Origin of the sequence: Rhizobium skierniewicense, from assembly GCF_014196515.1 — a bacterium.
In the GTDB taxonomy this organism is placed as follows: Bacteria; Pseudomonadota; Alphaproteobacteria; order Rhizobiales; family Rhizobiaceae; genus Agrobacterium; species Agrobacterium skierniewicense.
This window is the reverse complement of sequence record NZ_JACIDV010000003.1, coordinates 251,611-274,231: the sequence shown is the minus strand read 5'-3', so window position 1 is coordinate 274,231 and position 22,621 is coordinate 251,611. Positions and strand designations below refer to the sequence as shown.

The following is a 22,621-nucleotide window of genomic DNA, read 5'->3' as shown; positions in this document are numbered from 1 at the left end:
ATGCGATTTACCATCAAAATGAAGCTCGCCGTCGCATTTGGATTTCTGATCGCGATGCTGGCTGGTACTGCCGGATATAGTGTCTACAGCCTCAGTCTAGCGAAGGACTCGATGAACCGGGTCGTCGAAGGCACTGTCGTGCGTCTCGACAAGGTTCATCAGATCAATGCACTATCGCTCGTCACCGTGCGTTCGCAGAAGAACATGATTCTTTCAACGACGCCGGGAGAACTGCAGCAGCACAAGGAAACCGGCAATGAGAGTCGCGCACAACTAACCAGGCTCATCAATGAAATGGCGTCCACGGCGGCGCCTGAAATGCAGTCGACCTGGGCGTCGATTGTTGCGGCATACCAGAAATTTGAAGCCAGCGACGACCGCGTCCGCCAACTTATGGCAGAAGGCAATAATGCCGCAGCAATAGCGTACTCCTCCGGCGATGGCCGCGTTGCGGCCACCGAGCTTACGCACAAACTTGATGAGTCCGTCAAATTTAACCGTGGCCGGCTTGAGACAGCAAAACAGGTGGCTACCACCGACTATGAACAGACCCGCATGCTGATGATCGGGATCTCCATAGCGGCAATCGTTATCGCCATTGTGACAGCACTCTGGATCGCGCTTGGTATTACGAAGGGCCTGCGCAAGATCATGGATGTCGCTGAAGCAGTTGCCGTCGGCGATCTTGATCGGGATGTCGAGATCAAGTCAAACGACGAGATCAGAGATCTTGTGGACCGGATCAATGTGATGACGGGCAATCTGCGCAACACCGCAAGCGTGGCCAATGAAATCGCAGACGGCAACCTCACAGTGACGCCAAAGCCGCTTTCTGAGAAGGATACGCTTGGCGTCTCCCTCCAGCGCATGGTCGAGCGCCTGCGTGGCGTGGTTGCCGATGCGCTTGCAGCAGCCGACAACGTCTCGTCCGGCAGCCAGGAACTGTCTGCAAGCTCCGAGCAGCTTTCGCAAGGAGCGACCGAACAGGCGTCCTCTGCCGAGGAAGCGTCTGCCTCGATGGAGCAGATGGCAGCCAACATCAAACAGAATGCCGACAACGCGGCCCAGACGGAAAAGATTGCCCGCCAGTCTTCCAAGGATGCCGAAGCCAGTGGTGAGGCCGTAGGGCGGGCCGTAACCGCGATGCGCACAATTGCCGAAAAGATTTCCATCGTTCAGGAAATCGCGCGTCAGACCGACCTTCTTGCGCTCAACGCGGCCGTTGAGGCAGCCCGTGCTGGCGAACATGGCAAAGGCTTTGCCGTCGTCGCTTCCGAAGTCCGCAAGCTTGCAGAACGCAGTCAGGCCGCAGCCGCTGAAATCAGCTCCCTTTCCGGGACTACGGTTCAGGTTGCGACCGAAGCCGGCGACATGCTGAACCGCCTGGTCCCGGATATCCGCAAGACGGCCGAACTGGTGTCTGAAATCTCGGCAGCCTGCCGCGAACAGGACATCGGTGCCAGCCAGATCAATGAAGCTATCCAGCAACTCGATAAGGTCACGCAACTCAACTCCGGTGCGTCCGAGGAAATGTCTGCAACATCGGAAGAGTTGGCTGCACAAGCCGAAGAGCTCCAGGCCAGCATCGCATTCTTCAAGGTTGATCGCTCTGATGCCGGTCCTTCCTCGGCAAATCTTCGCGCAGCGATCCGTCCAGCACAGGCGCCTGCCACACGGGTGGCACCGAAAGCAGCACCTGTTCGCAGACCGGACAATTCCATTGTCAGCCAACAGGCACGTGCCAAGGGTTTTGCACTGGACATGTCGATGGGCGGACCGGACTCGGCTGACTCGGATTTCCGTGAAAGCGCATAAAGCCAGATGAGGAATGGGCTCGAGATCCATCTTCGAGCCCTCCGGTGCAACGATGACTATCGTACATTCTATCGAGAGGTGTGAATGCATTCGTTACAACGCAAGCTGATATTGCGGGTGACAATGCATCTCTGACGCCAATCATTCAAAGCGTCGACTAAGAGGACTAGCTATGCGGTTTACCATCAAATTAAAACTTGGCCTGATATTCGGGCTACTCGTCCTCCTGATGGCAGCTTGTGCTGCTTTCGGTATCAACGGCCTAAGGGAAATGGATGCACTGAAGGACGGCATGATCAGCGGCCCTATCCATCAGGACGACGTCGCCAATGACATTGCGAGCGCATTCGATGGTCTCGGCTTGGCCGAAAGCGACCTCCTTCTTTCGACATCGTCGGAACGCGTCCAAAACGCGCTCAATATGATTGCGACCGAACGCAAAAACTTCAATGAGGCCCTTGCTGCTGGCGAACAGAGTGCTCCAGAAGATTTCAAAGCAAAATGGGCGGAAATTCGAGACTTCTGGGGTGATTTTATCGCCCTGCAGGACCGCGTCATCAATCTGGTCAAATCCAATAACCGCGATCAGGCTCTGGAATTGAACCAGACGGAGGGAACGATCGCTTCCGACAAACTGGATGCGATGACTGAAGCGCTGTCAGAATCGACAGAAGCTGGTATCGCGACCTCTGACAAGCTGAGTGAAACAGTTTACAACACCACATTCACAACGCTTGCAGCCCTTGCTCTTGGAGCTGCCATACTCTCAATCATTTCTGCGATCCTCATCTCGATCTCCATTAGCCGCGGTCTTAACAAAGCAATTGTTTCGGTGCGAAACGTATCCGAAGGCGACCTCACAAATATGGCCGTCATCACCACACGCGATGAAATCGGCACGTTGCTGGAACACGTCAATACGATGATCGAGCGTTTGCGCGGCGTCGTTTCCGACTCCATTTCCGCAGCCGAAAACGTCTCATCAGGAAGCCAGGAGCTTTCTGCCAGCTCGGAACAGGTTTCACAGGGCGCGACAGAACAGGCATCTTCAACGGAAGAGGCCTCCGCGTCGATGGAAGAAATGGCTGCCAATATTCGCCAGAATGCAGAAAATGCCGCGCAGACGGAAAAGATTGCCCGTCAGTCTTCTACGGACGCGGAAGCCAGCGGTGCTGCTGTTGGCCGTGCTGTCGTCGCCATGCGCACGATTGCCGAAAAGATTTCCATCGTTCAGGAAATTGCACGTCAAACCGACCTCCTCGCACTCAATGCCGCTGTCGAAGCCGCGCGTGCGGGCGAGCATGGCAAGGGCTTTGCCGTTGTTGCCTCGGAAGTTCGCAAGCTGGCCGAACGCAGCCAGTCTGCAGCCGCTGAAATTAGCGCCATGTCTAGCGACACGGTCAAGGCAGCGGCCGATGCGGGTGAGATGCTGAACCGCCTCGTACCTGATATCCGTAAAACGGCGGAACTCGTCGCTGAAATTTCAGCAGCCTGCCGTGAGCAGGACATCGGCGCCAACCAGATCAATGAAGCCATCCAGCAACTGGACAAGGTCACCCAGCAAAACACCAGCGCATCCGAAGAGATGTCTGCCACCTCTGAAGAATTGGCAGCTCAGGCCGAAGAACTTCAGACGAGCATCGCATTCTTCAAGGTGGACAATGGTGAGGCACGCCGTGCTTCACCTGCGCAAAAACAGGCGGCATTCAAGCAGAAAAAGCCTCACCAACCCATGCCGGCTCGCAAGGCGACATATGACCAATCGGTCAGAACACAGCAGGCGCGCGCCAAGGGTTTCGCACTGGATATGTCTCAGGGCGGTCCAGATGCGAACGACGCAGATTTCCGGGAAAGCGCTTAAATCATGGCCAGCACATCATCTGATACCCAGTATGTCACATTCAGTCTCGGCGAAGAGGTCTTCGCCGTTCCTGTTGACGTCGTTCGCGAAATTCTTGATCATGAGGACGCTTTCAAAATCCCCCATGGGCCGGATTACCTGCTGGGGCTCAGGGATGTGCGTGGCCAGGGCGTACCCGTCATCGACCTGCGATTGCGTCTTGGCATGAGCGGAACGGTCAAGACCCAGAACACCCGTATGTTGGTGCTGGATATTCCGATCGGTGAAAAGCTCCTCGCACTTGGTCTGGTGGCAGACAAGGTGTTCGAAGTCACACCGTTCAGCCGGGATGTCATCGAAACAGCGCCCGATATCGGCATTCGCTGGAACTCGAACTACATTGCTGGTGTCGTTCGTCGTGAGGGTGATTTTGTCGTCATTATCGACCTCGCGCAACTCTTCTCCGGCGAGGCCAGCGGCCTTACCCAGGCCGCCAACGGACCCGTTCGCGCCGCATAATGGAGTCCAAACGTTGAGTGCACCTGCTTACACGAACTTCGACGACAGCCTGAACAGCAGCGATTTTCGTAAACTTTCGGAATTCATCTACAATTACTGCGGCATCAAGATGCCCGATACGAAGCGGTCAATGCTGGAAGGACGGCTACGCAAACGCTTAAGAGCGACGGGACATGCAACCTTCGTGGAATATTGCGATTTCCTGTTTCGCCATGGAGGCATGGAAACTGAAAGCATTTTTCTGATCGATGTTGTCACGACCAACAAGACGGATTTTTTTCGGGAGCCCAACCACTTCGATTTCATGGAGAAAATTGCCCTGCCTGCTTTGTCTGCGAAGGGCCACAAACGCATCCGAACATGGAGTTCGGCATGCTCCACCGGTGCCGAGCCGTATACCATGGCGATGGTACTGGCCGAAGCCATCGAGAAACGGGTCATCGGGGATTTCAGTATCCTTGCCACGGACTTATCCACTGAAGTGCTTCAGAAAGCGCACTCCGGCATTTACACGAGAGACTTGGTTGCGCCCGTCCCGGCAGATCTTGCACGAAAATACATCATGCAGCCCCGCGACAAGCAGCGTAACGAAGTGCGCATTACGCCTAAGCTTCGTGCAAAGGTCGGCTATGCACGGCTTAATCTGATGAACCCGACCTACGAGGTCGGCGACGCCTATCAGATCATTTTCTGCCGCAATGTGCTCATCTACTTCGACAAGAAAACGCAATCACATGTGTTGACGCAATTGTGCAACTGCCTGTCGCCGGGTGGTTATCTCCTGATCGGTCACTCAGAAAGCATCACGGGTATAAACCTCCCCGTTAAACAGGTTGCCAACACAGTGTTCATAAAGCAGTAGCAGACGGCCATGGTGAAAAAGACGCGCGTACTGATCGTCGACGACTCAGCCAGTGTCCGCCAGACACTGACCGCAGTGCTTGAATCCGATCCAGACATCGAAGTGATCGGCGCCGCGTCCGATCCCTTCATGGCAGCCAAGAAGATACAGGAAGATCTGCCCGACGTCATAACGCTCGATGTCGAAATGCCGCGCATGGACGGAATCACATTTTTGCGTAAGATCATGTCGCAGCACCCCATCCCCGTGGTGATGTGCTCATCTCTCACCGAAGCTGGGTCCGAGACGTTGCTGCAGGCACTGGAGGCAGGTGCGGTCGACATCATCCTGAAGCCGCGTATCGGTGCTGCCGATCATCTGGCGGATTCAGCGTTGCGCATCTGTGAGGTCGTCAAAAGTGCCGCCCACGCCCGCGTGAGAGGGACAAAAACGTCGCCCCGGCACGGGTCGACACACGGAATCCAGGCCAAGTTGACGGCTGACGCGGTGCTGCCGCCACCATCTGGAAAAGCGATGGCGCGGACGACCGAAATGGTGGTCTGCATCGGCGCGTCCACAGGCGGTACAGAGGCATTGCGTGAGATGTTGGAAAGACTGCCAGCAAATGCACCTGGTATCGTGATCGTCCAACACATGCCGGAAAAGTTCACGGCAGCTTTCGCCAGACGTCTCAACTCCCTATGCGAGGTCGAGATCAAGGAAGCAGAAGACGGCGATGCGGTTCTGCGCGGACATGTGCTGATCGCGCCAGGCGACAAGCACATGCTTTTAGAGCGGCAGGGCGCGCGGTATCACGTGTCGGTGCGCACCGGCCCGCTCGTTTCCCGTCACCGGCCATCGGTGGATGTGTTGTTTCGTTCCGCTGCACGCTCGGCAGGCGGCAACGCCATGGGTGTAATCATGACCGGAATGGGTGATGACGGTGCACGCGGTATGCTGGAAATGCATCAGGCTGGTGCCCACACCTTGGCACAGGACGAAGCGTCGTCTGTCGTGTTCGGCATGCCGAAAGAGGCCATAGCACATGGCGGTGTCAACAAAATCGTCGCGCTGGAGCATATCGCTCGCGAAATCCTGGCCGAAGACAGGCGTCGGTAACTGAATCCTCAATACGTCTTTAGATGCTGTTAACCATAATGCTGAATGATCGGATGGCACCATGATTCTGGTGCTCCAAGTGAGCGATGATCGCCCGCGAGCATTCACCGGATCTGGTCATGGCGGTCATTACTTTCGCGAACACAAAGGGCGGCGCTGGCAAAACGACAGCAGTGTTGTTGCTTGCCTCACAACTTGCGCGACGTGGTTTGAAAATCTGCGTTATTGACACAGATCCCCAGCGTTGGCTCTCCAAATGGCGGGAGGCGGCGGACAGCCGTGTCGATCTTTCCGTCATAACCTATGTTTCCGCATCCAGCCTTCAACAGCACGTGCTGGACAACCGCCGTAAGTTCGATCACGTCATCATCGACCTTCCCGGCGCCCAGTCTCCGCTTCTTGCGACAGCTGTGGGTCTGTCCAACCATGTCATCATTCCCGTGCAGGGCAGCACGATGGATGCACAGGGCGGCGCGCAGGTGCTCGAATTACTCCGTTATCTCGATGATCGCGCGTCCATCAAGATACCGCACTCCGTTGTGCTGTCTCGCGTCAATTCCATGGTCACGACGCGCGCGCTTTTGGCTGCCAAAGCGCTTCTCGCCAACCGAAACGTGCATGTTCTGGACACGCCGATCATCGAACGCGCAGCGTTTCGTGATATGTTTGAGTTCGGCGGCTATCTCCACATGATGAACGCATCGCAAGTCAGCAATCTGGATAAGGCACTGCAAAACGCCAAGGCTTTCGCAGACGAGGTCACGCGCCTCTTACCTACCCAATCTGCGACGAGACTGGTGTCTGCTGCCTAAACTTTCAGCCCGCTTCGCTGGGCTGACCGTCTTTGTTGACAAGACTTCCCAAAACCAAGTCCAGGTGGGCCTCGATATAGGCAGAAATATCAAGCTCTCGTCTACCATCGTGAATGAGCGTTTCAAAGATCATGGCTAGAATGGGCGCGAAGACCAGTTGTGCTTCAGCTCTAGGGCCTGCGACGAACTCGCCGGATGCTATACCATCGTTCAGGATTGTCTGGACGCGCATCAGGAGTGGGTCCACAAGGTCATCGCGGTGTGAATCGATAACCTTTGGAAATCGTCGCCCCTCGGAAATTACGAATCTCAAGAGCTCACGAACCTCCCGCTGATCGACACTGATTTTGTAAAACAGTTTCATCATCGCGGTTAGCCTTTCCACGCAGGTTCCTGTTAGGGCTTGCGTGTCAGCAATCATTTTTTGAATGGGTACGGAGATGTGCTCGATCATCGCTGCGAACAAGTCTTCCTTTGTCGGAAAATAGACGTAGACAGTGCCTTTCGTCACACCGACACGATCGGCAATATCCTCTACTCGTGCTGCGGAAAATCCGTGTTCCACAAATTCCTCGAAGGCTGCATCGAGAATCTGTGTGGGCCTAAGCGCCTTTTGTTGAGCGCGTGTCAGCCTTTTCATTCATCATCCTAACCTGCCGCGACTCAAAAGTTGTGCCGCAAAACAATTTCATTGACTATCTGGTAAGTCAAATGTATCACGTATTCATCATGGTTCAAGAGGCAATGTATGAGACGCGTAGCTACGATCGCCAGCATGGCGATATCACTGGTAAGCCTTGCCGCCTGTGCTCCCGAGGGAGGTAGTCAGGAAAAGCCGGTTCGGGAGGTCAAAACGGTTCAGGTCGCGTCGTTGGACGTGGCCACCGCCATTGCAACGACTGGTCAGATCAGTGCCCGGGTTCAATCGGACCTTTCGTTCCGTGTCAGCGGCCGCATCACGGAGCGTCTTGTGGATGTCGGCGACCGCGTCAAATCGGGCCAGATCCTTGCGCGCATAGATCCACAGGAACAACAGGCTGATCTCCAGGTCGCCATTGCCAGCCTTGAGTCTGCAAAAGCGCAACAGACCCAGGCGCAGCAAGCCTATGACAGACAGCAAAGCCTTTTGGCCACAGGCGTTACCACACGCGCAGCCCTTGATTCCGCTCAAGAATCTCTTCTGACCGCACGCGGCTCCGCTGACTCGGCACAAGCGCAGGTCGACAGCGCGCGCGATGCCCTGGGACAAACCGAACTCAAATCGGATGCCGACGGTATTATCACGGCGCGGAATGCGGAAGTCGGGCAAGTGGCGCAGGCGGCACAGACGGTCTTCACCCTGGCCCATGACGGCCCACGCGACGCGGTCATCAATGCCGACGAATCTCTTCTGCTTGGCGGCGAAATCCAGGATGACGTTGAGGTCAGAATGCTGTCAGGCGGGCCGTCGATCAAGGCGAAAGTTCGGGAAGTATCGCCAACCATCGACACATCCACCGGTACGATCAGAGTCAAGCTTTCGCTGGATCCGGACGCTGATGTCCGCCTGGGAAGTCCAGTCGTTGCGACTGCGCATTACAAGCCCGTAAAGACGATTGAACTGCCATGGTCTGCGATGGCGTCAGTCTCGGGCAAACCCGCTGTCTGGATCGTTGATCCGAAAAGCAACACCGTATCTTTGCGCCAGATCGAGATAACAGCGTATGCGAACCAGCGCTTTTCCGTTCGTTCAGGCCTGTCGGAGGGCGAGATCGTGGTTTCTGACGGCACCAAATTTCTCACAGCCGGCGAAGTCGTGGCCTACGAAGGAGCGGCAAAATGACATATCCAAAGACGATCGTGGGACTGATGCTCGCCACGACATTTCTAGTCTCCTGCGGGGAAGAGGATAAGGCTCCCGAAAAGCCGCGTCCCGTTCTTTCCGTAGTCGTACAACCCGTTCCACAGGCAACACTGACGCTTCCAGGCACAGTCAACGCGCGGATCGAGACCCAATTTGGTTTTCGTATTCTTGGTCGCATCGTTGCCCGCAACGTCCAGGTGGGCGATCTCGTGAAAAAGGGCGATGTTCTCGCAGCTCTTGATCCGATAGCCTTGGAACTGGCCGTTCGCAGCGCCCAGTCTGATCTTGCCAACGCGCAGGCGCAACTTGCAAACGCCACCAGCAACGAGCAGCGTCAGCAAACCTTGTTTGAACGCCAGTCTGCCGCCAAGGCCACGTTTGAAAGTGCCCAGTTGGAGCGCAGCACGGACGCGGCTAACCTCAACAAGGCAAAGGCCAATCTGGACAAAGCAAAAGAGCAACTGGACTATGCGCAGCTTCGCGCCGAATTCGACGGTGTGGTGACAGCGACGTCTGCCGAAGTCGGTCAGGTCGTGTCGGCAGGCCAAAGCATTGTCACGGTCGCACGGCCCGAGGAACGCGATGCCGTCATCGACGTCCCGGAAACCGCGAGTGGCCTTTTGAAGAGCGGTGCGGAATTCAACGTATCGCTGCAGCTGGATTCTGATATCAAAGCGAAAGGCATCGTTCGCGAAATAACGCCTCTTGCCGATAGCGCGACCCGGACGCGGCGCACGAAATTGACCCTCGTCAATCCACCGGAAGCTTTGCGGCTAGGCTCCGTCATCAGTGCGAGTGCGTCGGTTGGCTCCAGCCCCGTCATTCAACTCCCATCGTCTGCCATCAAACGCGACGGTTCAAGAACGCTCGTCTGGGTCGTCGACAACAAGGAAGGCAAGGTCTCTTCGCGCGAGGTCACCCTGGACACGGGTACTGCAACGGGCGGACCGCTTGTCGTTCTTCAAGGCGTCAATCCCGGCGACCGCATCGTGGTCGCAGGTGTCAACCAACTTCAAGACGGCCAGGCCGTTCGCATCGATCAGGAGACTGCCCAGTGAAGCCGTTCAATCTCTCCGACTGGGCACTCGAACACCGTTCGCTGGTCTGGTATTTCATGATCATCTTCGTGGTGGCTGGAGCGTTCTCCTATATCAATCTGGGACGTGAGGAAGATCCTTCTTTCACGATCAAAACCATGATTGTGAGGGCCCAGTGGCCAGGGGCTTCTGCCGAGGAAGTCACCAAACAGGTTACCGACAGGATTGAAAAGAAACTGGAAGAGCTGGACGCTCTTGACTACGTCAGGAGCGAAACGACAGCGGGCCAGACAATAATTTACGTCGAGTTGCTGCCCACGACCAAGGCCAAGGATGTGACCACGAACTGGATCAAGGTTCGCAACATGGTCAACGATATCAAGGGCAGTTTGCCAAGCGGTGTGGTGGGCCCCTTCTTTAACGATACGTTCGGGGATGTTTACGGCAACATCTATGCCTTCACGTCGGATGGCCTGTCCCAACGACAGTTACGCGATCTCGTTGAAGACGCACGCGCCAAGCTTCTAACGATCGAAAATGTCGGCAAAATCGATATCATCGGCGAACAGGACGAAGCTATCTATCTTGAATTTTCAACACGCAAGATCGCTGCGCTGGGGCTTGATCGCCAAGCGGTGATCAATACACTTCAAGCACAAAATGCGGTTACCCAGTCGGGTTTCGTGGATGCCGGACCTGAACGTATCGCTATCCGTGTCGGCGGTGGTTTTTCTTCGGAAGAAAGCCTGAAATCCATCAATCTTCGGGTGAATGACCGCTATTTCCCACTGACAGATGTGGCAACGATCAAGCGCGGCTATGTTGATCCCCCAACGTCGTTGTTTCGTTTCCAGGGCAAGCCTGCCATTGGCCTCGCCATTGGCATGATCACAGGGTCAAATCTTCTGACCTTCGGCGAACATCTTGATGCCGAGATGAAGCGCGTGGTCGCCGACCTGCCGATCGGCGTGACCGTCGAGCGCGTCTCGGATCAACCGGCCGTGGTCGAGGAGGCCGTTTCCGGCTTCACCACCGCGCTGTTTGAAGCCGTGGTCATCGTTCTGGCCATCAGTTTCATCAGCTTGGGCGTTCGGGCCGGACTGGTCGTGGCCGTGTCCATACCGCTCGTTCTGGCCATTACTTTTGTCTACATGGAATACACCGGCATTTCGCTTCAGCGCATTTCGTTGGGTGCGCTGATCATTGCTCTAGGCCTTCTCGTGGATGATGCTATGATCGCCGTCGAAATGATGGTCGCCCGGCTGGAAGTGGGTGACAATCTTCGACAAGCCGCGACCTACGTCTACACGTCGACCGCATTTCCGATGCTGACAGGCACACTCGTCACTGTCGCTGGCTTCATCCCGATTGGCCTGAACAGCAGTGCCGCAGGCGAGTTCACATTCACGCTCTTCGTCGTGATTGGCGTATCACTCGTTGTCTCCTGGGTGGTGGCCGTGGTGTTCACACCTCTTCTTGGCGTGATGATTTTGCCAAAAACCATGAAGTCCCATCACGATAAAAAGGGGCGGATGGCAAGCGGCTTTTCATGGCTTCTTGGCCTAGCCATGCGCTTTCGCTGGATCACGATCATCTCTACAGTCGCTGTGTTTGCGCTTTCACTTGGCGGAATGGGTCTGGTTCAGCAACAGTTCTTCCCGACATCCGATCGTCCGGAGTTGATTGTCGACTGGAGTATGCCGCAAAACAGTACGATTGCCGAAACAGACCGCCAGATGGCTCAGTTTGAAAAAGAAAAACTGGTTGGCAACGCTGATATCGACCACTGGTCGACCTATGTCGGCGAGGGTGCCCCTCGTTTCATTCTGTCCTATGACGTGCAGAGCCCTGCCGCATGGTTTGGTCAAGTCGTGATCGTCGCGAAGGACCTGGAGGCGCGTGACCGTCTCAAAGCCGATCTTCAGGCGTATCTTTCCAAGACATTCCCGGGCACCGATGCCTTTGCGAAATTTCTCGATATCGGCCCCCCGGTCGGCAAGCCTGTTCAGTACCGCGTGAGCGGACCTGATGTACAGAAGTTGCGCCAATACGCGCAGCAACTAGGCGCAATCGTCAGCGCCAACCCGGTGCTATCTAACATGACGTTTGACTGGAACGAGCCATCTCGCGTTGTCAAAATCGACGTTCTCCAAGATAAGGCAAGGCAGCTTGGTGTCTCCTCTCAGGATATCGCGACCGTCCTCAATGACGTCGTTGAAGGGTCTTCCAGCACACAGGTCCGTGATGACATTTATCTTATAGATGTTATCGGCCGTGCCGAAGACGTCGAGCGTGGATCAATTGAAACCTTGAGAAACCTTCAATTGCCAAGCTCTAACGGCCAGTCCGTTCCACTGTCGGCCGTCGCGAAGTTCCGCTACGAACTCGAGCAACCAATGATTGGCAGAAGAGACCGTATCCCGACGATCATCATCAAGGCCGCAGTTGTCGGACCCACGCAACCCGCGACGGTCGTCGAGGGACTGAAGCCAGCAATCGAGAAGTTTACGGCTAATCTTCCCGCAGGCTATAAGGTAGAAATTGGTGGTTCCGTCGAGTCCAGTGCAGACTCTCAGGGTCCGATTGCTGCCGTTGCGCCGATGATGCTGTTTGCCATGGCAACGATCCTGATGTTCCAGTTGCAAAGCTTCAGCCGCCTGTTCCTGGTATTTGCGGTGGCGCCGCTTGCGCTGATCGGTGTGGTTGCTGCCCTCCTTTTGAGCAATGCACCGATGGGCTTCGTCGCGATCCTGGGCATTCTCGCACTCATTGGCATTCTCATACGAAACTCGGTCATACTTGTGGTCCAGATCGAGCATCTGCGAGAGGGAGGAATGACGCCATGGCGAGCTGTCATAGAGGCGACCGAACACCGTATGAGGCCGATCATGCTGACGGCCGCAGCGGCAACCCTAGCTCTCATTCCGATTTCGCGGGAAGTTTTCTGGGGACCCATGGCCTATGCCATGATGGGTGGTATCGTCGTCGGAACCGTTCTTACGCTCCTGTTCCTGCCAGCACTTTACGTCGCATGGTTTAGAATTCCGCGGGAAGACGTCACAAAAGACCCCGAGCATCCACCCGCAACGGCCTGAACCAAAACGGGGGGGGCTCAAGCGCCCTCCTCTGCCGCCCCACGTACGAAACGAGTAAACCATGTCACTTCTCATGACAAAGGGCGGCAGGTGCTTGCCTCACACAATGGTCATCATCGCAACGGTGATTGCATTGACGGGTTGCGTTTCGCGCCCGACACCCGATGTTCTCAAGCCGGTAGCACTGAAGGCCGACCAGCAGAAGAAGGTCAGTATCCTCGCCGTTACCAATCGTGATCCGGTGGCGAAAGACGCTTCTTATGGGAGCCGCTGGGCAGGTGCGACGAGCTATGATCAGTTTTCAATCTCGGTGCCTTCCAAGCGGGATGGACCCAACATTCAGTATGTGTCCAAAACGCCAGATCCAAATCGCCAATATATCGTGACCGGTCGACAAGCGCTGACAAAGGCTTCACTTGTTCAAAAGACGATCAGCGCGCCGCAGTTTGATGGTACCGCTGCGGTCTTTGTCCACGGTTACAACTACTCCTACCAGGAAGCCCTGTTCCGAACAGCACAGATGGTCGCCGATGCCGGCGCGGTTGGTACACCGATTATGTTTTCGTGGCCATCTGCGGCAAGCGTGGCGGGATATGTGGCGGACCGTGACGCCGTCCTTTATTCTCGCACGGAGCTTGGGTCCCTTCTCGAAACGATAGCGGCCCCACCAAAGGTCAAGCGCATCATCCTATTCGGTCACAGTATGGGCGGTTTTCTGTCCATGGAGGCCGCGAGACAACTCAGGCTCGAAGGCAGGAGCAATGTCCTGGCAAAGCTGCAGATTGTGCTTGCTGCTCCAGATATCGACCTCGACGTGTTCCGAGCGCAGATTCGCGATATCGGAGCCATTCCAACCCCGATCACGCTTCTGGTATCGAAGTCTGACAAGGCGCTGAGCTTCTCCAGCTTTGTCGGCGGTGAACGGCCCAGAGTGGGGAGTCTAGACGTGAACGACCCCGTGATCCAGGAAACCGCAAAAGCAGAGCGCGTCCGCGTCGTCGATATCTCATCGCTGAAATCAGCCGACGGCCTCGGCCATGATCGCTACGCCTCACTTGCACAGTTTGCAGGAAACATCGATAAGGCAGAAGCTCGAATGCGCTTGAGCGGCGGCAACATTGGTGCCTTCGTCTTCGACGCAGCTGGTGCCGCCGTTGCCAGTCCGTTCAAGCTTGCTGGACAAATCGCAAGGCAATAATCGGATGAGCCTCGAACCATAGTTGCGGTTCATGCAGCTCCCTGCGTGTCCGGGATTTTCGAGAGGCTGATGAAAAGACTTTGTTCGTGTCTGCGGCTGTCATCGCAGATTCGACACCCTGGTTCGCCACTCGAACTGTAATCTTCTGTCCATCATCTGTTCATACAGCAGCCACGCCTGCTTCAGAGAAGACACCCATATTCCTGTTGTCGCTCAAAACGAGCCATCAAACAGGAGATCAAAACTTATGCGCTGGATAGCCAAGGCGACTGCCGTGACCGGAACTGCTCTGCTCATGACTGCCGGTGGCGTGAACGCCGTCGAAACCAAAAATCGGGCCATCAGCGAGTCTGAAGTCCTTCAGTCGCAGAAAGCCTGGGGCGAAGCGCTCGTTGCCATTTCGCGGGAGTATGAAGAGAAAGGCGTAAAGCCGGCCCAGGAGATGGCTGCAAAAGTTATTGATGCAGCCTATGGCTACCAGTTTGGGCCGGTCCTCTTCAAGCCCACGCTGACGCAAGAGCCGCAGACATTCCGAACGGACCGCGAAGGCGCACTGTCCTATTTTGTGGGTCAGAACCCAAAATACCCTTCCGATACAGGCTTTGCCCTGAAGGGATGGCGTGAAGTCGAGGTCAAAAACGCTGCCATTCTTCTAGATGGAGAATACGCAACCACACTTGGAAACGTCTCTTTCACCGATAAGGATGGCAAAGTGACAACGGTCGACAAGTCATGGACCTTCAAGAAGGATGACGAAGGGACGATTCGCATCGTTCAGCATCATTCTTCACTGCCTTATTCGGCAAAATAAGCAATCGTCTACCGATCTTGCTCCAGACGATAACCAATGCCTCGGACAGTCGTGATACATGAGCGGCTGTCCGATGAGCGATCGATCTTTGCGCGCAGTCGGCGAACATAGACGTCAACGACATTGGTCAAGGGATCTTCACCCGCGCCCCAGATATTTGCCAAAATACGTTCTCGGCTGAGTACCCGTCCCGGGGCGGACATGAACAGCTCCAGAAGCGCAAGTTCCTTTGCGGTCATCGATATCTCTTCGCCATCGACCGTAACGCGCATGGACTCACGATCCAGTTCCAGCACCCCGACACACAACGTTTTTGTCCCAAGCGGACGCAGTTCGATGGGACGACGCATCAGTGCTTCTATTCGTGCCAACAACTCCTCGAATGAGAATGGTTTGACCAGATAGTCGTCAGCACCCATTTTCAATCCAGAAATGCGGTCACTCACCGAACCCAGTGCGGTCAGCATCAAGATTGGCGCAGAAATACCGCTGGCGCGAAGCGTCTGGCAGACATCCGACCCGTTTATGATCGGCAGCATCACATCAAGTAAAATGGCACCGCTTGCGCCCGTCGAGCGCCATTCCTGCCACAGGGTGTGCGCCTGTTCGATCCCGGTGGGGCCGTCTCGGGCAACGGTGACGCTGTAGCCCTCGGCACGCAGGCCGCGTTCCAGAAAGTCTGCCACCCTTGGATCGTCTTCTATGATCAGTATGTTCACTTCGTCGTCTCCATGATGGCTTCAGCAGCGCGACTAGCTCCCAACAACGGCAAGCGAAGGGTAGCCGTCGTTCCCCGGTCGCTCTCGCTATGAAGCGTGATCGTTCCATTATGGGCAGACGTCAAATGTTTGGCGATCGACAATCCCAGGCCTGTGCCATCGGGACGGTGAACTCGTGCATTGTTGCCCCGGAAATTACGTTCGAAAACATGGGGAAGCGCATCAGCTTCGATCCCGATCCCACAGTCTCGAACGACAAGTTCCCAAGCGTTTGAGGTAATACTGGAACTGACATCTATGTGTGAATTCTGCGGCGAATAGCGAATGGCGTTGTCGAGAAGAATGGCGATGACCTGACGCAGGCGAAATGGGTCGCCCGCCACAATCGTCTCTGCGTCCTCGATATCGGTGGCAATCTTGATACCTCGCTGATTTGCGAGTGTTCCCGCGCTTAACAGCGCTTCTTCGAGCGGACCTGCGATATCAATCTGCTCGCTATTGAGCGCCAGTGTCTCGTCTTCACCGCGCGACATCATCAGCAAGTCGTCGATCAGACTGCCCATCTGACTGGCGGCCTGCCCGATCCGCTCAAGCGAGGCGCGATACTCGCCATCTGTTTTTTGCCCGCGCAACGCGATCTCCGCTTCACCGCGAATTGCAGTGGTGGGTGTCCGCAATTCGTGGCTGATGTCGGCCAGCAAACTGCGCCGACGACCCTCGGATGCCCTCAGTCGCGATAGAGCATCTTCCAAGGCAGACGTCCGCTCCCTAACCTGTTGCTCAAGGACAACGCGGTGATTGGCTTCTTCGTTTCGGCGAAGCAAAAGTTCCGACGCCATGCGATTGATGCTTCTTGCGAAACGGCCGAACTCGTCAGTCGTCGTCACGGGAATACGATGCTCGAGGTGGCCGGATTCGTAAGCTCTCGCCCCTTCGGACATCTGCTGTAGCGGGCGACGGATGGCTTTGGCGATGACATAGGCCAGCCCCATCCCGATGATTGCGATGATGAAGGTCAGAACGGCAAGCACGCGATTGAGTTGCAAAAGTGCTGCATTCGCGTTGGCCCGCGAAATGACGAGCTGCGACTTCTCCTCGGAGATGGTGTTGTTGAGAACTTCGCGAAGATCCCTTCCCGCCCCCTGATCGAAGATCGTCTCGATGGATGCCCAGGCGCTTCGCACATCATCTGCCCCCGTATGGGACCTGATGTCCTCGATAGCGGGTTTCAGTGCGATGACACTGCCCGAGATAAGCTGAAGAGCCTCGTCGCGTGCGTCATCATCGTCCGCTGAAGCGCCGGCGAGATGATCCATCTCCCGTGATTTTTCGCTGATCCGCTGAATCTGCTCGATGGTGGCAGCCATCTGGGCGCGAAGCATCTCACCATCGCCAGGCGCGTGGTCCGCGCCAATCAAAGCGCGCAAGGACCAGGCCCGCAGTCTCTGTTTGGTGGCAGATAGCTCAAGCAGCCCTGACAAAATATCACCCGCATATCGGCCGCGAATAACTTGTTGTTCGGCTTCTGTGGCAATATGACGGTTGAGAAGGCCTTGAGACACGATCAACACCGCGAGAACCGCGAAGGCCGCGATCAGCCGCATCGTGAAGTCAAACCGTCCCATGCTGCCCCCTTTCCCCTAAACGGGCCATGGCCCTTGGCGAACGACATTCTCATAACGCGCGTTTACATCGCTTATGCAAAGGCGGACTTTGCGGTATTTATTCGGCTAAGGTGCAAAATGTTTCGATGAGCGCAACGGCTAGGCCTCAAACCCGCGCATTCCACGAGGCCAGGCACCCCCATCCGTCCGAAAGCGGACATAGCACCGACGCGTGGAACGGATATGGTCCAGATGGTGTTTAGGGGGATAGGTATATTAGGTACCGCTGGAGAAAGTTTTTATGACGGATAGAGTTTGTATCATTGGATCTGGCCCGACAGGTATTTATACGTTCCAGCATTTGTCCCATTCGCCTAAGCACCTCTCCATCACCATATACGAAGCTGAAAACTATGCAGGGAAAGGCACGCCGTATCTTCCCACAATTAATGATCCGGCCATGCTGTCGAATATTCCGAGTATTGAAATCCCACCGCTGGGACAAACCTTGGCGGATTGGCTTCGTGGTCGTGATGACGAATATCTCTCTACATTCGGGATTGTCCGCACCCAAATCAGCGAGCGCGAGTTTTACCCTCGCTTGGTCTTGGGCGATTATTTCCACGACCAGTTTTTGTATCTGAAAGCGCAGGCGGAAAAAAATGGTCACAAGGTGGACATCCGTGTGCAACACCGCGTGAGGGACATTGCCCTCGAAACGCGCGAAATTCGCCTGAAAGTCGAGGCCGCGGGTGAAACCTTCGATGCGCTATACGACCACGTTGTGATGGCGACCGGTCACAACTGGCCGGAAAATACCGAAACTCACCCCGGATATTTCATGTCGGCGTGGCCCGCATCCGCACTTCAGTCGATCGAAGGCGGGCGGTTGGGCATATTGGGTACGTCACTGAGTGCAATCGACGCGCTTATGACGGTGGCGACGTCGTGTGGATCATTCGTGTATGACGGGACCGGAAATCTCCAGTACCAGCCATCGACCGGCAGTGAAGATTTTCATGCGGTCCTGATGTCTCGAAAGGGACTTCTTCCGGAAGCGGACTTCTATTGTCCGCTGCCTTACATGCGCCCGCGCATTTGCACTCCGGAAGCGATCGAGGCTTTGATTTCTCAGGGATCGAACGGACTTTTGGACAAGGTATTCGAGCTTTTCAGAAACGAAATCAGTCTTGCTGATCCGGATTATGCCGCTGAGATCGGGCTGAGCCAGCTGACTGTAGATACGTTTGCCAACGCGTATTATGCCCGCCGCTCAAACATCGATCCCTTTGTGTGGGCCGCTGCCAACCTTGCCGAAGCCAAACAGAATGCGGCAGCAGAATTTACGGTGCCATGGCGTTACGCCATAATGATTACACACGAGATCATCGCCAAAGTCGTTCCGCATCTCGACACAGAAGACTTTGCGCGTTTCAACGCATCGTTCAAGGGCATCTTCATCGATGAATACGCAACGGTGCCACACCTCTCGATCGAGCGTCTGTTGGCACTGCGAAACGCGGCACGGCTGGACATCTTCAAGCTCGGTAGCGACTATGAGATCACAAAGCCAGACTCGGCGCGTGGGGCGTACGTTGCGTTGGGTGACAGGACGGAGCGGTTTGATAACTTCATAGATGCTACAGGCCAAAGTGCACTTTCCGCCCGTGAACTTCCGTTTCCGACACTGGTCAGCCAGGAAACCGTACGAAAAGCGCCCACAGCCGAGCCTTCGGGCTTCCTGGTGGGCGATGCAGCCGTGTCGAGCGTGCGTTTGGGCGGCATCGACGTGGATGACCATTACCGTACGATCACAGCGGGAACCGTCTCCAACCGCCTTTACTGCGCTGCGATTCCGTTTCTTTTGCACAAGAACCCTTTTGTTCAGGGCATCACGAGCGCGGCAGAAACCGGCGAGATCGTCGCACACGCCATCATCGAAGACCTGAGCCATACACAGTTCACCGAGTTGCTCTCCGCATGAATGATATGAGCGCAGGAACTGTCACCGCGTCGCAGCGTCGCACCATGAAACAGGTGGGACGCATAGCCGAATTGTGGCGCTATCCGGTGAGTTCTTTGGGGGGAGAGACGTGCCATACCGTCAATGTCGATATGAATGGTATCGTGGGAGATCGCGAGTTCGGCATTTTTGACACCTCTACCGGGCTTGCTGCAGCACCAGAAAAAGACGTCCGCTGGCGATCCGCTTTGTTTCTACGTAGCACACTGGACGAAAACGGATTGCCGCGCATTCATTTCCCTGATGGTGCGGCTGTCTCTGTTATTGACAAGACGGTGCTCTTTCGTCTGTCAAACCACTTCGGCTTTGATGTCGGCATAGGACGATACGCGCGCACCAATCTGCCTGAGGCTGCGGGTCTTCCGATCATCTCAAATCGCTACGATCCAAGCCCTCTTCACATTATCACCACGCAGTCGTTGAGAACACTTGCTCGCCTTGCCTCCTTAGACGAGATGAACCAGCGCCGGTTTCGTCCCGCGGTCTTGATCGAGACAGGTTCGCCAGACCCTGAAGAATCCGGTTTTATCGAAGAAAGCTGGCTGGGGGCTACGCTTCGGCTTGGTGCGCAAAGAGTTCAAGTTTCGGAAAAAGCCAAAAGGTGCGGAATGACCTTGATCGCTCAGCCTGAATTAACAGAACAGCCCGAGATTTTGCGAACCCTTGTTCGTCGCAACGCCCGAAATTTTGGGATTTATTGTCATATTCCTCAGCCGGGCACATTAACCGTCGAGGCCAACGTAAACCTCGAGGTGATGACACTGTAATTTCTAGGCCAACGAGGTTCACGTAAAGTTGGCATATGGTAGTTGGCCAGTCGAAGGGAACAGTTCGACAAACGCAAAGAACCAGTCGCTGCGATAACCGCGATGGAATCAGACTACTTCAGAGAACTACAATGGTAGGTAATGCGTCAAGATCCGATGCCACAGTTCGGTCTCCGACCTCGAAATATCGATAGCTCCCAGAATTCCAATGCGGAGCGTCCATAAAAAACGGGGGATTATCACGCGTTCAAAAAAGTAATTTTCAATCCAAAGTACAAAATTTGTAAAACAAGAATAAATTCGGAATAAAAAATAATTAATGCTGATTAATAAATCAATCTATGCGTTTATTATCAATAAATATGTCTTAAATTTAATTTTTAGTTGATTTAAATATATTAAAAATCACTTATGTTTCAAAAATATTATCGAATATTCTGAAATTAATTCAAACTAAAGAAATATCAAATATAAATAAATGTAATATTCTGTAGGATATTCCGCTTTCAGTTCAGCCACCAGATTTGGCTTATTCGCAGAATGATCAGGAACTGCTGCAGCTTTAACGTCTCCAGTAAATGAATTGGCTGCAGACCATAAAATCCATGATTATTCTGACCTTCAGCCAAAGAGGTAAAAATGCTTGCGAATTGGAATATCTCTCGGAAATTACTGGTAGCTTTTGCTTCGATATTCGCCGTTGTGCTTGTTCTCTGCGGAATTGTTTATTTTTCGCTGGCCCATATTGAAAAGGCCACAGCCCAAAATCGCGAGACGCAAGACGTCCTGAAAACTGCAGATGCCATTCTTGCCAACCTCGTTGAAAATCAGAATGCCATGCGCGGATACGTGGCGAGCACGAACGGTGAATTCATTGAGCGCATCAACAAACAGACCGCCTCAATTCCGCCCTTGGTGACGCAACTTGCAAAACAGTTGGGGCCGGACGAAGCCAATGGTGTCATAGGACCTTTGCAAGAGGCGATCGACAATTTCAACGTTGAAATGGCAGCGACCACGGCTGCCGTCCAATCCGGCAACCGTCTTGAGGAAACACGCCAGAACATCGCCAAAACAGCACGCCTGACGAAAATACGCGATGTCATCGGAAAATTGACCATTAGCAAGCAAGAGGCTTCTGCAAAACGAGCAGAGGCTTTGGCATCAACGTTCAATACGGCAATCGCAACCCTGGCTATTGGGGGAGCAACTGCTGCACTGGTCGCGCTCTCCATGGGCATCCTTCTATCAAAAGCGATCGGCAAACCGGTTGTTTCCATGACGTCGGCGATGGTTGAACTTGCGAACGGAAATACGGAAATCATCGTGCCGGCCATAGGTCGTAAGGACGAGATCGGCGCAATGGCAAACACTGTGGAGATTTTCCGTTCGAATGCCGTCGCCAATCTCCGCTTGGAACGAGAGGCCCAATCTCAGCGAGACATCTCGGAACGGCAACGCATACAAAGTGCTGAACAAGATCGCATTCGCTCCGAAGAGATGGAGCAGGCAACGTCTGGACTTGGCGAAGGGTTACGCCACCTTGCCGGCGGAAACCTGGCCTTCCAGCTATTGAAGCCTTTCGCTCCTGATTTTGAAACGTTGAGAAACGACTTCAACGTCGCAGTCTCGCAACTTGCTCAAACCCTACGCGCGGTCTCCGAAGCCACGGATGGCCTGGACAATGGCACTCGTGAGGTCAGCTCCAGCGCTGAAAATCTCTCCAAAAGAACAGAACGGCAGGCAGCGTCACTCGAAGAAACTGCGGCTGCGCTTGACCAGATTACCGTCAATGTTTCCAACTCCTCAAAACGCGCCGATGAAGCCCGTCGGATCGCGCTTCAGGCGAACGAAAGTGCGACAGACTCTGGACGTGTTGTCAGCAATGCTGTTGATGCGATGCAACGGATCGAACAGTCTTCCGGTCAGATTTCCAACATCATCGGCGTCATTGACGAAATCGCATTTCAGACCAACCTTCTCGCTCTGAATGCGGGTGTGGAGGCCGCCAGAGCTGGTGAAGCTGGAAAGGGGTTCGCAGTTGTCGCACAGGAAGTGCGGGAATTGGCGCAACGTTCTGCAAAGGCCGCGAAGGAAATTAAAGATCTGATCCGAAATTCCTCCGTTGAGGTACAGGATGGCGTGAAACTCGTGAGTGAAACTGGAACCGCGTTGAAGACGATCGAGAGCTATGTCGCCATCATAAACGACCACATGCGCTCAATCGCATCATCAGCAAAAGAGCAATCGGTTGGGCTGAGTGAAGTTAATACAGCGGTTAATCAAATGGATCAGGTGACCCAACAGAACGCAGCTATGGTCGAGGAGATGAGCGCCGCAGGTGTTACACTCGCGAGTGAGAGCGGCAGGCTACGCCAATCCGTCATGCAGTTCCAGCTCACAGAATCCGGCAAGACAAGCGGGTATCGGAACACTCCGTCAGTCGCTCAGCGCGTCGCTTGAAGTGCGTCAGCTGCATAAATGGCATTGAGCGATGGGATTGCAGTAGAACATTCCAATGTTTGGTTCGCTGAGGCCTTGATTTTAAGGCCTCAGATGACCCGTCACCGCTTCCAGC

The 22,621-nt window shown here is 54.7% G+C and carries 15 protein-coding genes and 4 pseudogenes; 16 read left to right on the top strand and 3 right to left on the bottom strand.

What is annotated here, in order from left to right; all coding sequences use genetic code 11:
• The 8 genes and pseudogenes from GGQ73_RS23335 to GGQ73_RS06175 form a co-directional block, all read left to right on the top strand.
• Positions 1-441, top strand: a pseudogene (locus GGQ73_RS23335) (MCP four helix bundle domain-containing protein); the annotation flags it as partial.
• Between the two features lie 165 nt (positions 442-606).
• Positions 607-1,815, top strand: a pseudogene (locus GGQ73_RS06200) (methyl-accepting chemotaxis protein); the annotation flags it as partial.
• Between the two features lie 172 nt (positions 1,816-1,987).
• A pseudogene (locus tag GGQ73_RS23330) lies at positions 1,988-2,470 on the top strand (MCP four helix bundle domain-containing protein); the annotation flags it as partial.
• Between the two features lie 138 nt (positions 2,471-2,608).
• Positions 2,609-3,676, top strand: a pseudogene (locus tag GGQ73_RS23325) (methyl-accepting chemotaxis protein); the annotation flags it as partial.
• Positions 3,677-3,679: 3 nt separating this feature from the next.
• Complete coding sequence (locus GGQ73_RS06190; RefSeq protein ID WP_174155470.1) at positions 3,680-4,174, top strand: chemotaxis protein CheW; 495 nt, start codon at positions 3,680-3,682, stop codon at positions 4,172-4,174.
• 13 nt (positions 4,175-4,187) lie between these two features.
• A complete protein-coding gene (locus GGQ73_RS06185) occupies positions 4,188-5,036 on the top strand; it encodes a CheR family methyltransferase (protein WP_183894822.1) in 849 nt (282 codons plus the stop codon).
• Between the two features lie 9 nt (positions 5,037-5,045).
• The gene (locus GGQ73_RS06180) at positions 5,046-6,134 is read left to right on the top strand and encodes a protein-glutamate methylesterase/protein-glutamine glutaminase (protein WP_183894820.1); all 1,089 of its coding nucleotides are present in this window, start codon (positions 5,046-5,048) and stop codon (positions 6,132-6,134) included.
• Positions 6,135-6,253: 119 nt separating this feature from the next.
• Positions 6,254-6,946: a ParA family protein gene (locus tag GGQ73_RS06175; protein ID WP_183894818.1), complete on the top strand. Its 693-nt coding sequence runs from the start codon at positions 6,254-6,256 to the stop codon at positions 6,944-6,946.
• Between the two features lie 4 nt (positions 6,947-6,950).
• Here GGQ73_RS06175 and GGQ73_RS06170 read toward each other — a convergent pair whose 3' ends face one another.
• Complete coding sequence (locus GGQ73_RS06170; protein WP_183894816.1) at positions 6,951-7,586, bottom strand: TetR/AcrR family transcriptional regulator; 636 nt, start codon at positions 7,584-7,586, stop codon at positions 6,951-6,953.
• A 108-nt stretch (positions 7,587-7,694) separates the two neighbouring features.
• Here GGQ73_RS06170 and GGQ73_RS06165 point away from each other — a divergent pair, with 108 nt between their 5' ends.
• The 5 genes from GGQ73_RS06165 to GGQ73_RS06145 all read left to right on the top strand — a co-directional run bounded on the left by GGQ73_RS06165 (position 7,695) and on the right by GGQ73_RS06145 (position 14,930).
• Entirely contained in the window at positions 7,695-8,768 is a 1,074-nt protein-coding gene (locus GGQ73_RS06165; protein WP_174155475.1) for an efflux RND transporter periplasmic adaptor subunit, read from the top strand.
• Positions 8,765-9,847, top strand: coding sequence for an efflux RND transporter periplasmic adaptor subunit (locus GGQ73_RS06160; protein WP_183894813.1), 1,083 nt, complete (start codon positions 8,765-8,767; stop codon positions 9,845-9,847). Before GGQ73_RS06165 ends, GGQ73_RS06160 begins: the two co-directional genes overlap by 4 nt.
• A complete protein-coding gene (locus GGQ73_RS06155; RefSeq protein ID WP_183894811.1) occupies positions 9,844-12,921 on the top strand; it encodes an efflux RND transporter permease subunit in 3,078 nt (1,025 codons plus the stop codon). Before GGQ73_RS06160 ends, GGQ73_RS06155 begins: the two co-directional genes overlap by 4 nt.
• 61 nt (positions 12,922-12,982) lie before the next feature.
• Positions 12,983-14,119: an alpha/beta hydrolase gene (locus tag GGQ73_RS06150; RefSeq protein WP_234910904.1), complete on the top strand. Its 1,137-nt coding sequence runs from the start codon at positions 12,983-12,985 to the stop codon at positions 14,117-14,119.
• Positions 14,120-14,366: 247 nt separating this feature from the next.
• Positions 14,367-14,930 carry a hypothetical protein gene (locus GGQ73_RS06145; protein WP_174155719.1) on the top strand — a complete coding sequence of 188 codons (564 nt, stop codon included), beginning with the start codon at positions 14,367-14,369 and terminating at the stop codon, positions 14,928-14,930.
• A gap of 8 nt (positions 14,931-14,938) precedes the next feature.
• Here the strand turns inward: GGQ73_RS06145 and GGQ73_RS06140 are convergent, their stop codons facing one another.
• Complete coding sequence (locus tag GGQ73_RS06140; RefSeq protein WP_174155718.1) at positions 14,939-15,649, bottom strand: response regulator transcription factor; 711 nt, start codon at positions 15,647-15,649, stop codon at positions 14,939-14,941.
• Positions 15,646-17,274: a sensor histidine kinase gene (locus GGQ73_RS06135; RefSeq protein WP_183894808.1), complete on the bottom strand. Its 1,629-nt coding sequence runs from the start codon at positions 17,272-17,274 to the stop codon at positions 15,646-15,648. The genes GGQ73_RS06140 and GGQ73_RS06135 overlap by 4 nt, the downstream gene beginning before the upstream one ends.
• A gap of 280 nt (positions 17,275-17,554) precedes the next feature.
• On the opposite strand from GGQ73_RS06135, the gene GGQ73_RS06130 reads away from it, so the two are divergent.
• The 3 genes from GGQ73_RS06130 (at position 17,555) to GGQ73_RS06120 (ending at position 22,506) form a co-directional block, all read left to right on the top strand.
• Positions 17,555-19,237 (top strand): FAD/NAD(P)-binding protein, encoded by a 1,683-nt coding sequence (locus GGQ73_RS06130; protein WP_183894806.1) that lies wholly within the window; start codon positions 17,555-17,557, stop codon positions 19,235-19,237.
• Positions 19,234-20,043 (top strand): MOSC domain-containing protein, encoded by an 810-nt coding sequence (locus GGQ73_RS06125; protein WP_183894804.1) that lies wholly within the window; start codon positions 19,234-19,236, stop codon positions 20,041-20,043. The genes GGQ73_RS06130 and GGQ73_RS06125 overlap by 4 nt, the downstream gene beginning before the upstream one ends.
• A gap of 639 nt (positions 20,044-20,682) precedes the next feature.
• Entirely contained in the window at positions 20,683-22,506 is a 1,824-nt protein-coding gene (locus tag GGQ73_RS06120; protein ID WP_183894802.1) for a methyl-accepting chemotaxis protein, read from the top strand.
• Positions 22,507-22,621 lie beyond the last annotated feature (115 nt).

Bases quoted from the DNA above. Each gene is read 5' to 3' on its own strand.
- GGQ73_RS06190 (WP_174155470.1), top strand. From the start codon at position 3,680: ATGGCCAGCACATCATCTGATACCCAGTATGTCACATTCAGTCTCGGC.
- GGQ73_RS06180 (WP_183894820.1), top strand. From the start codon at position 5,046: ATGGTGAAAAAGACGCGCGTACTGATCGTCGACGACTCAGCCAGTGTC.
- GGQ73_RS06175 (WP_183894818.1), top strand. From the start codon at position 6,254: ATGGCGGTCATTACTTTCGCGAACACAAAGGGCGGCGCTGGCAAAACG.
- GGQ73_RS06170 (WP_183894816.1), bottom strand. From the start codon at position 7,586: ATGAAAAGGCTGACACGCGCTCAACAAAAGGCGCTTAGGCCCACACAG.
- GGQ73_RS06165 (WP_174155475.1), top strand. From the start codon at position 7,695: ATGAGACGCGTAGCTACGATCGCCAGCATGGCGATATCACTGGTAAGC.
- GGQ73_RS06160 (WP_183894813.1), top strand. From the start codon at position 8,765: ATGACATATCCAAAGACGATCGTGGGACTGATGCTCGCCACGACATTT.
- GGQ73_RS06150 (WP_234910904.1), top strand. From the start codon at position 12,983: ATGTCACTTCTCATGACAAAGGGCGGCAGGTGCTTGCCTCACACAATG.
- GGQ73_RS06145 (WP_174155719.1), top strand. From the start codon at position 14,367: ATGCGCTGGATAGCCAAGGCGACTGCCGTGACCGGAACTGCTCTGCTC.
- GGQ73_RS06135 (WP_183894808.1), bottom strand. From the start codon at position 17,274: ATGGGACGGTTTGACTTCACGATGCGGCTGATCGCGGCCTTCGCGGTT.
- GGQ73_RS06130 (WP_183894806.1), top strand. From the start codon at position 17,555: ATGACGGATAGAGTTTGTATCATTGGATCTGGCCCGACAGGTATTTAT.
- GGQ73_RS06125 (WP_183894804.1), top strand. From the start codon at position 19,234: ATGAATGATATGAGCGCAGGAACTGTCACCGCGTCGCAGCGTCGCACC.
- GGQ73_RS06120 (WP_183894802.1), top strand. From the start codon at position 20,683: ATGCTTGCGAATTGGAATATCTCTCGGAAATTACTGGTAGCTTTTGCT.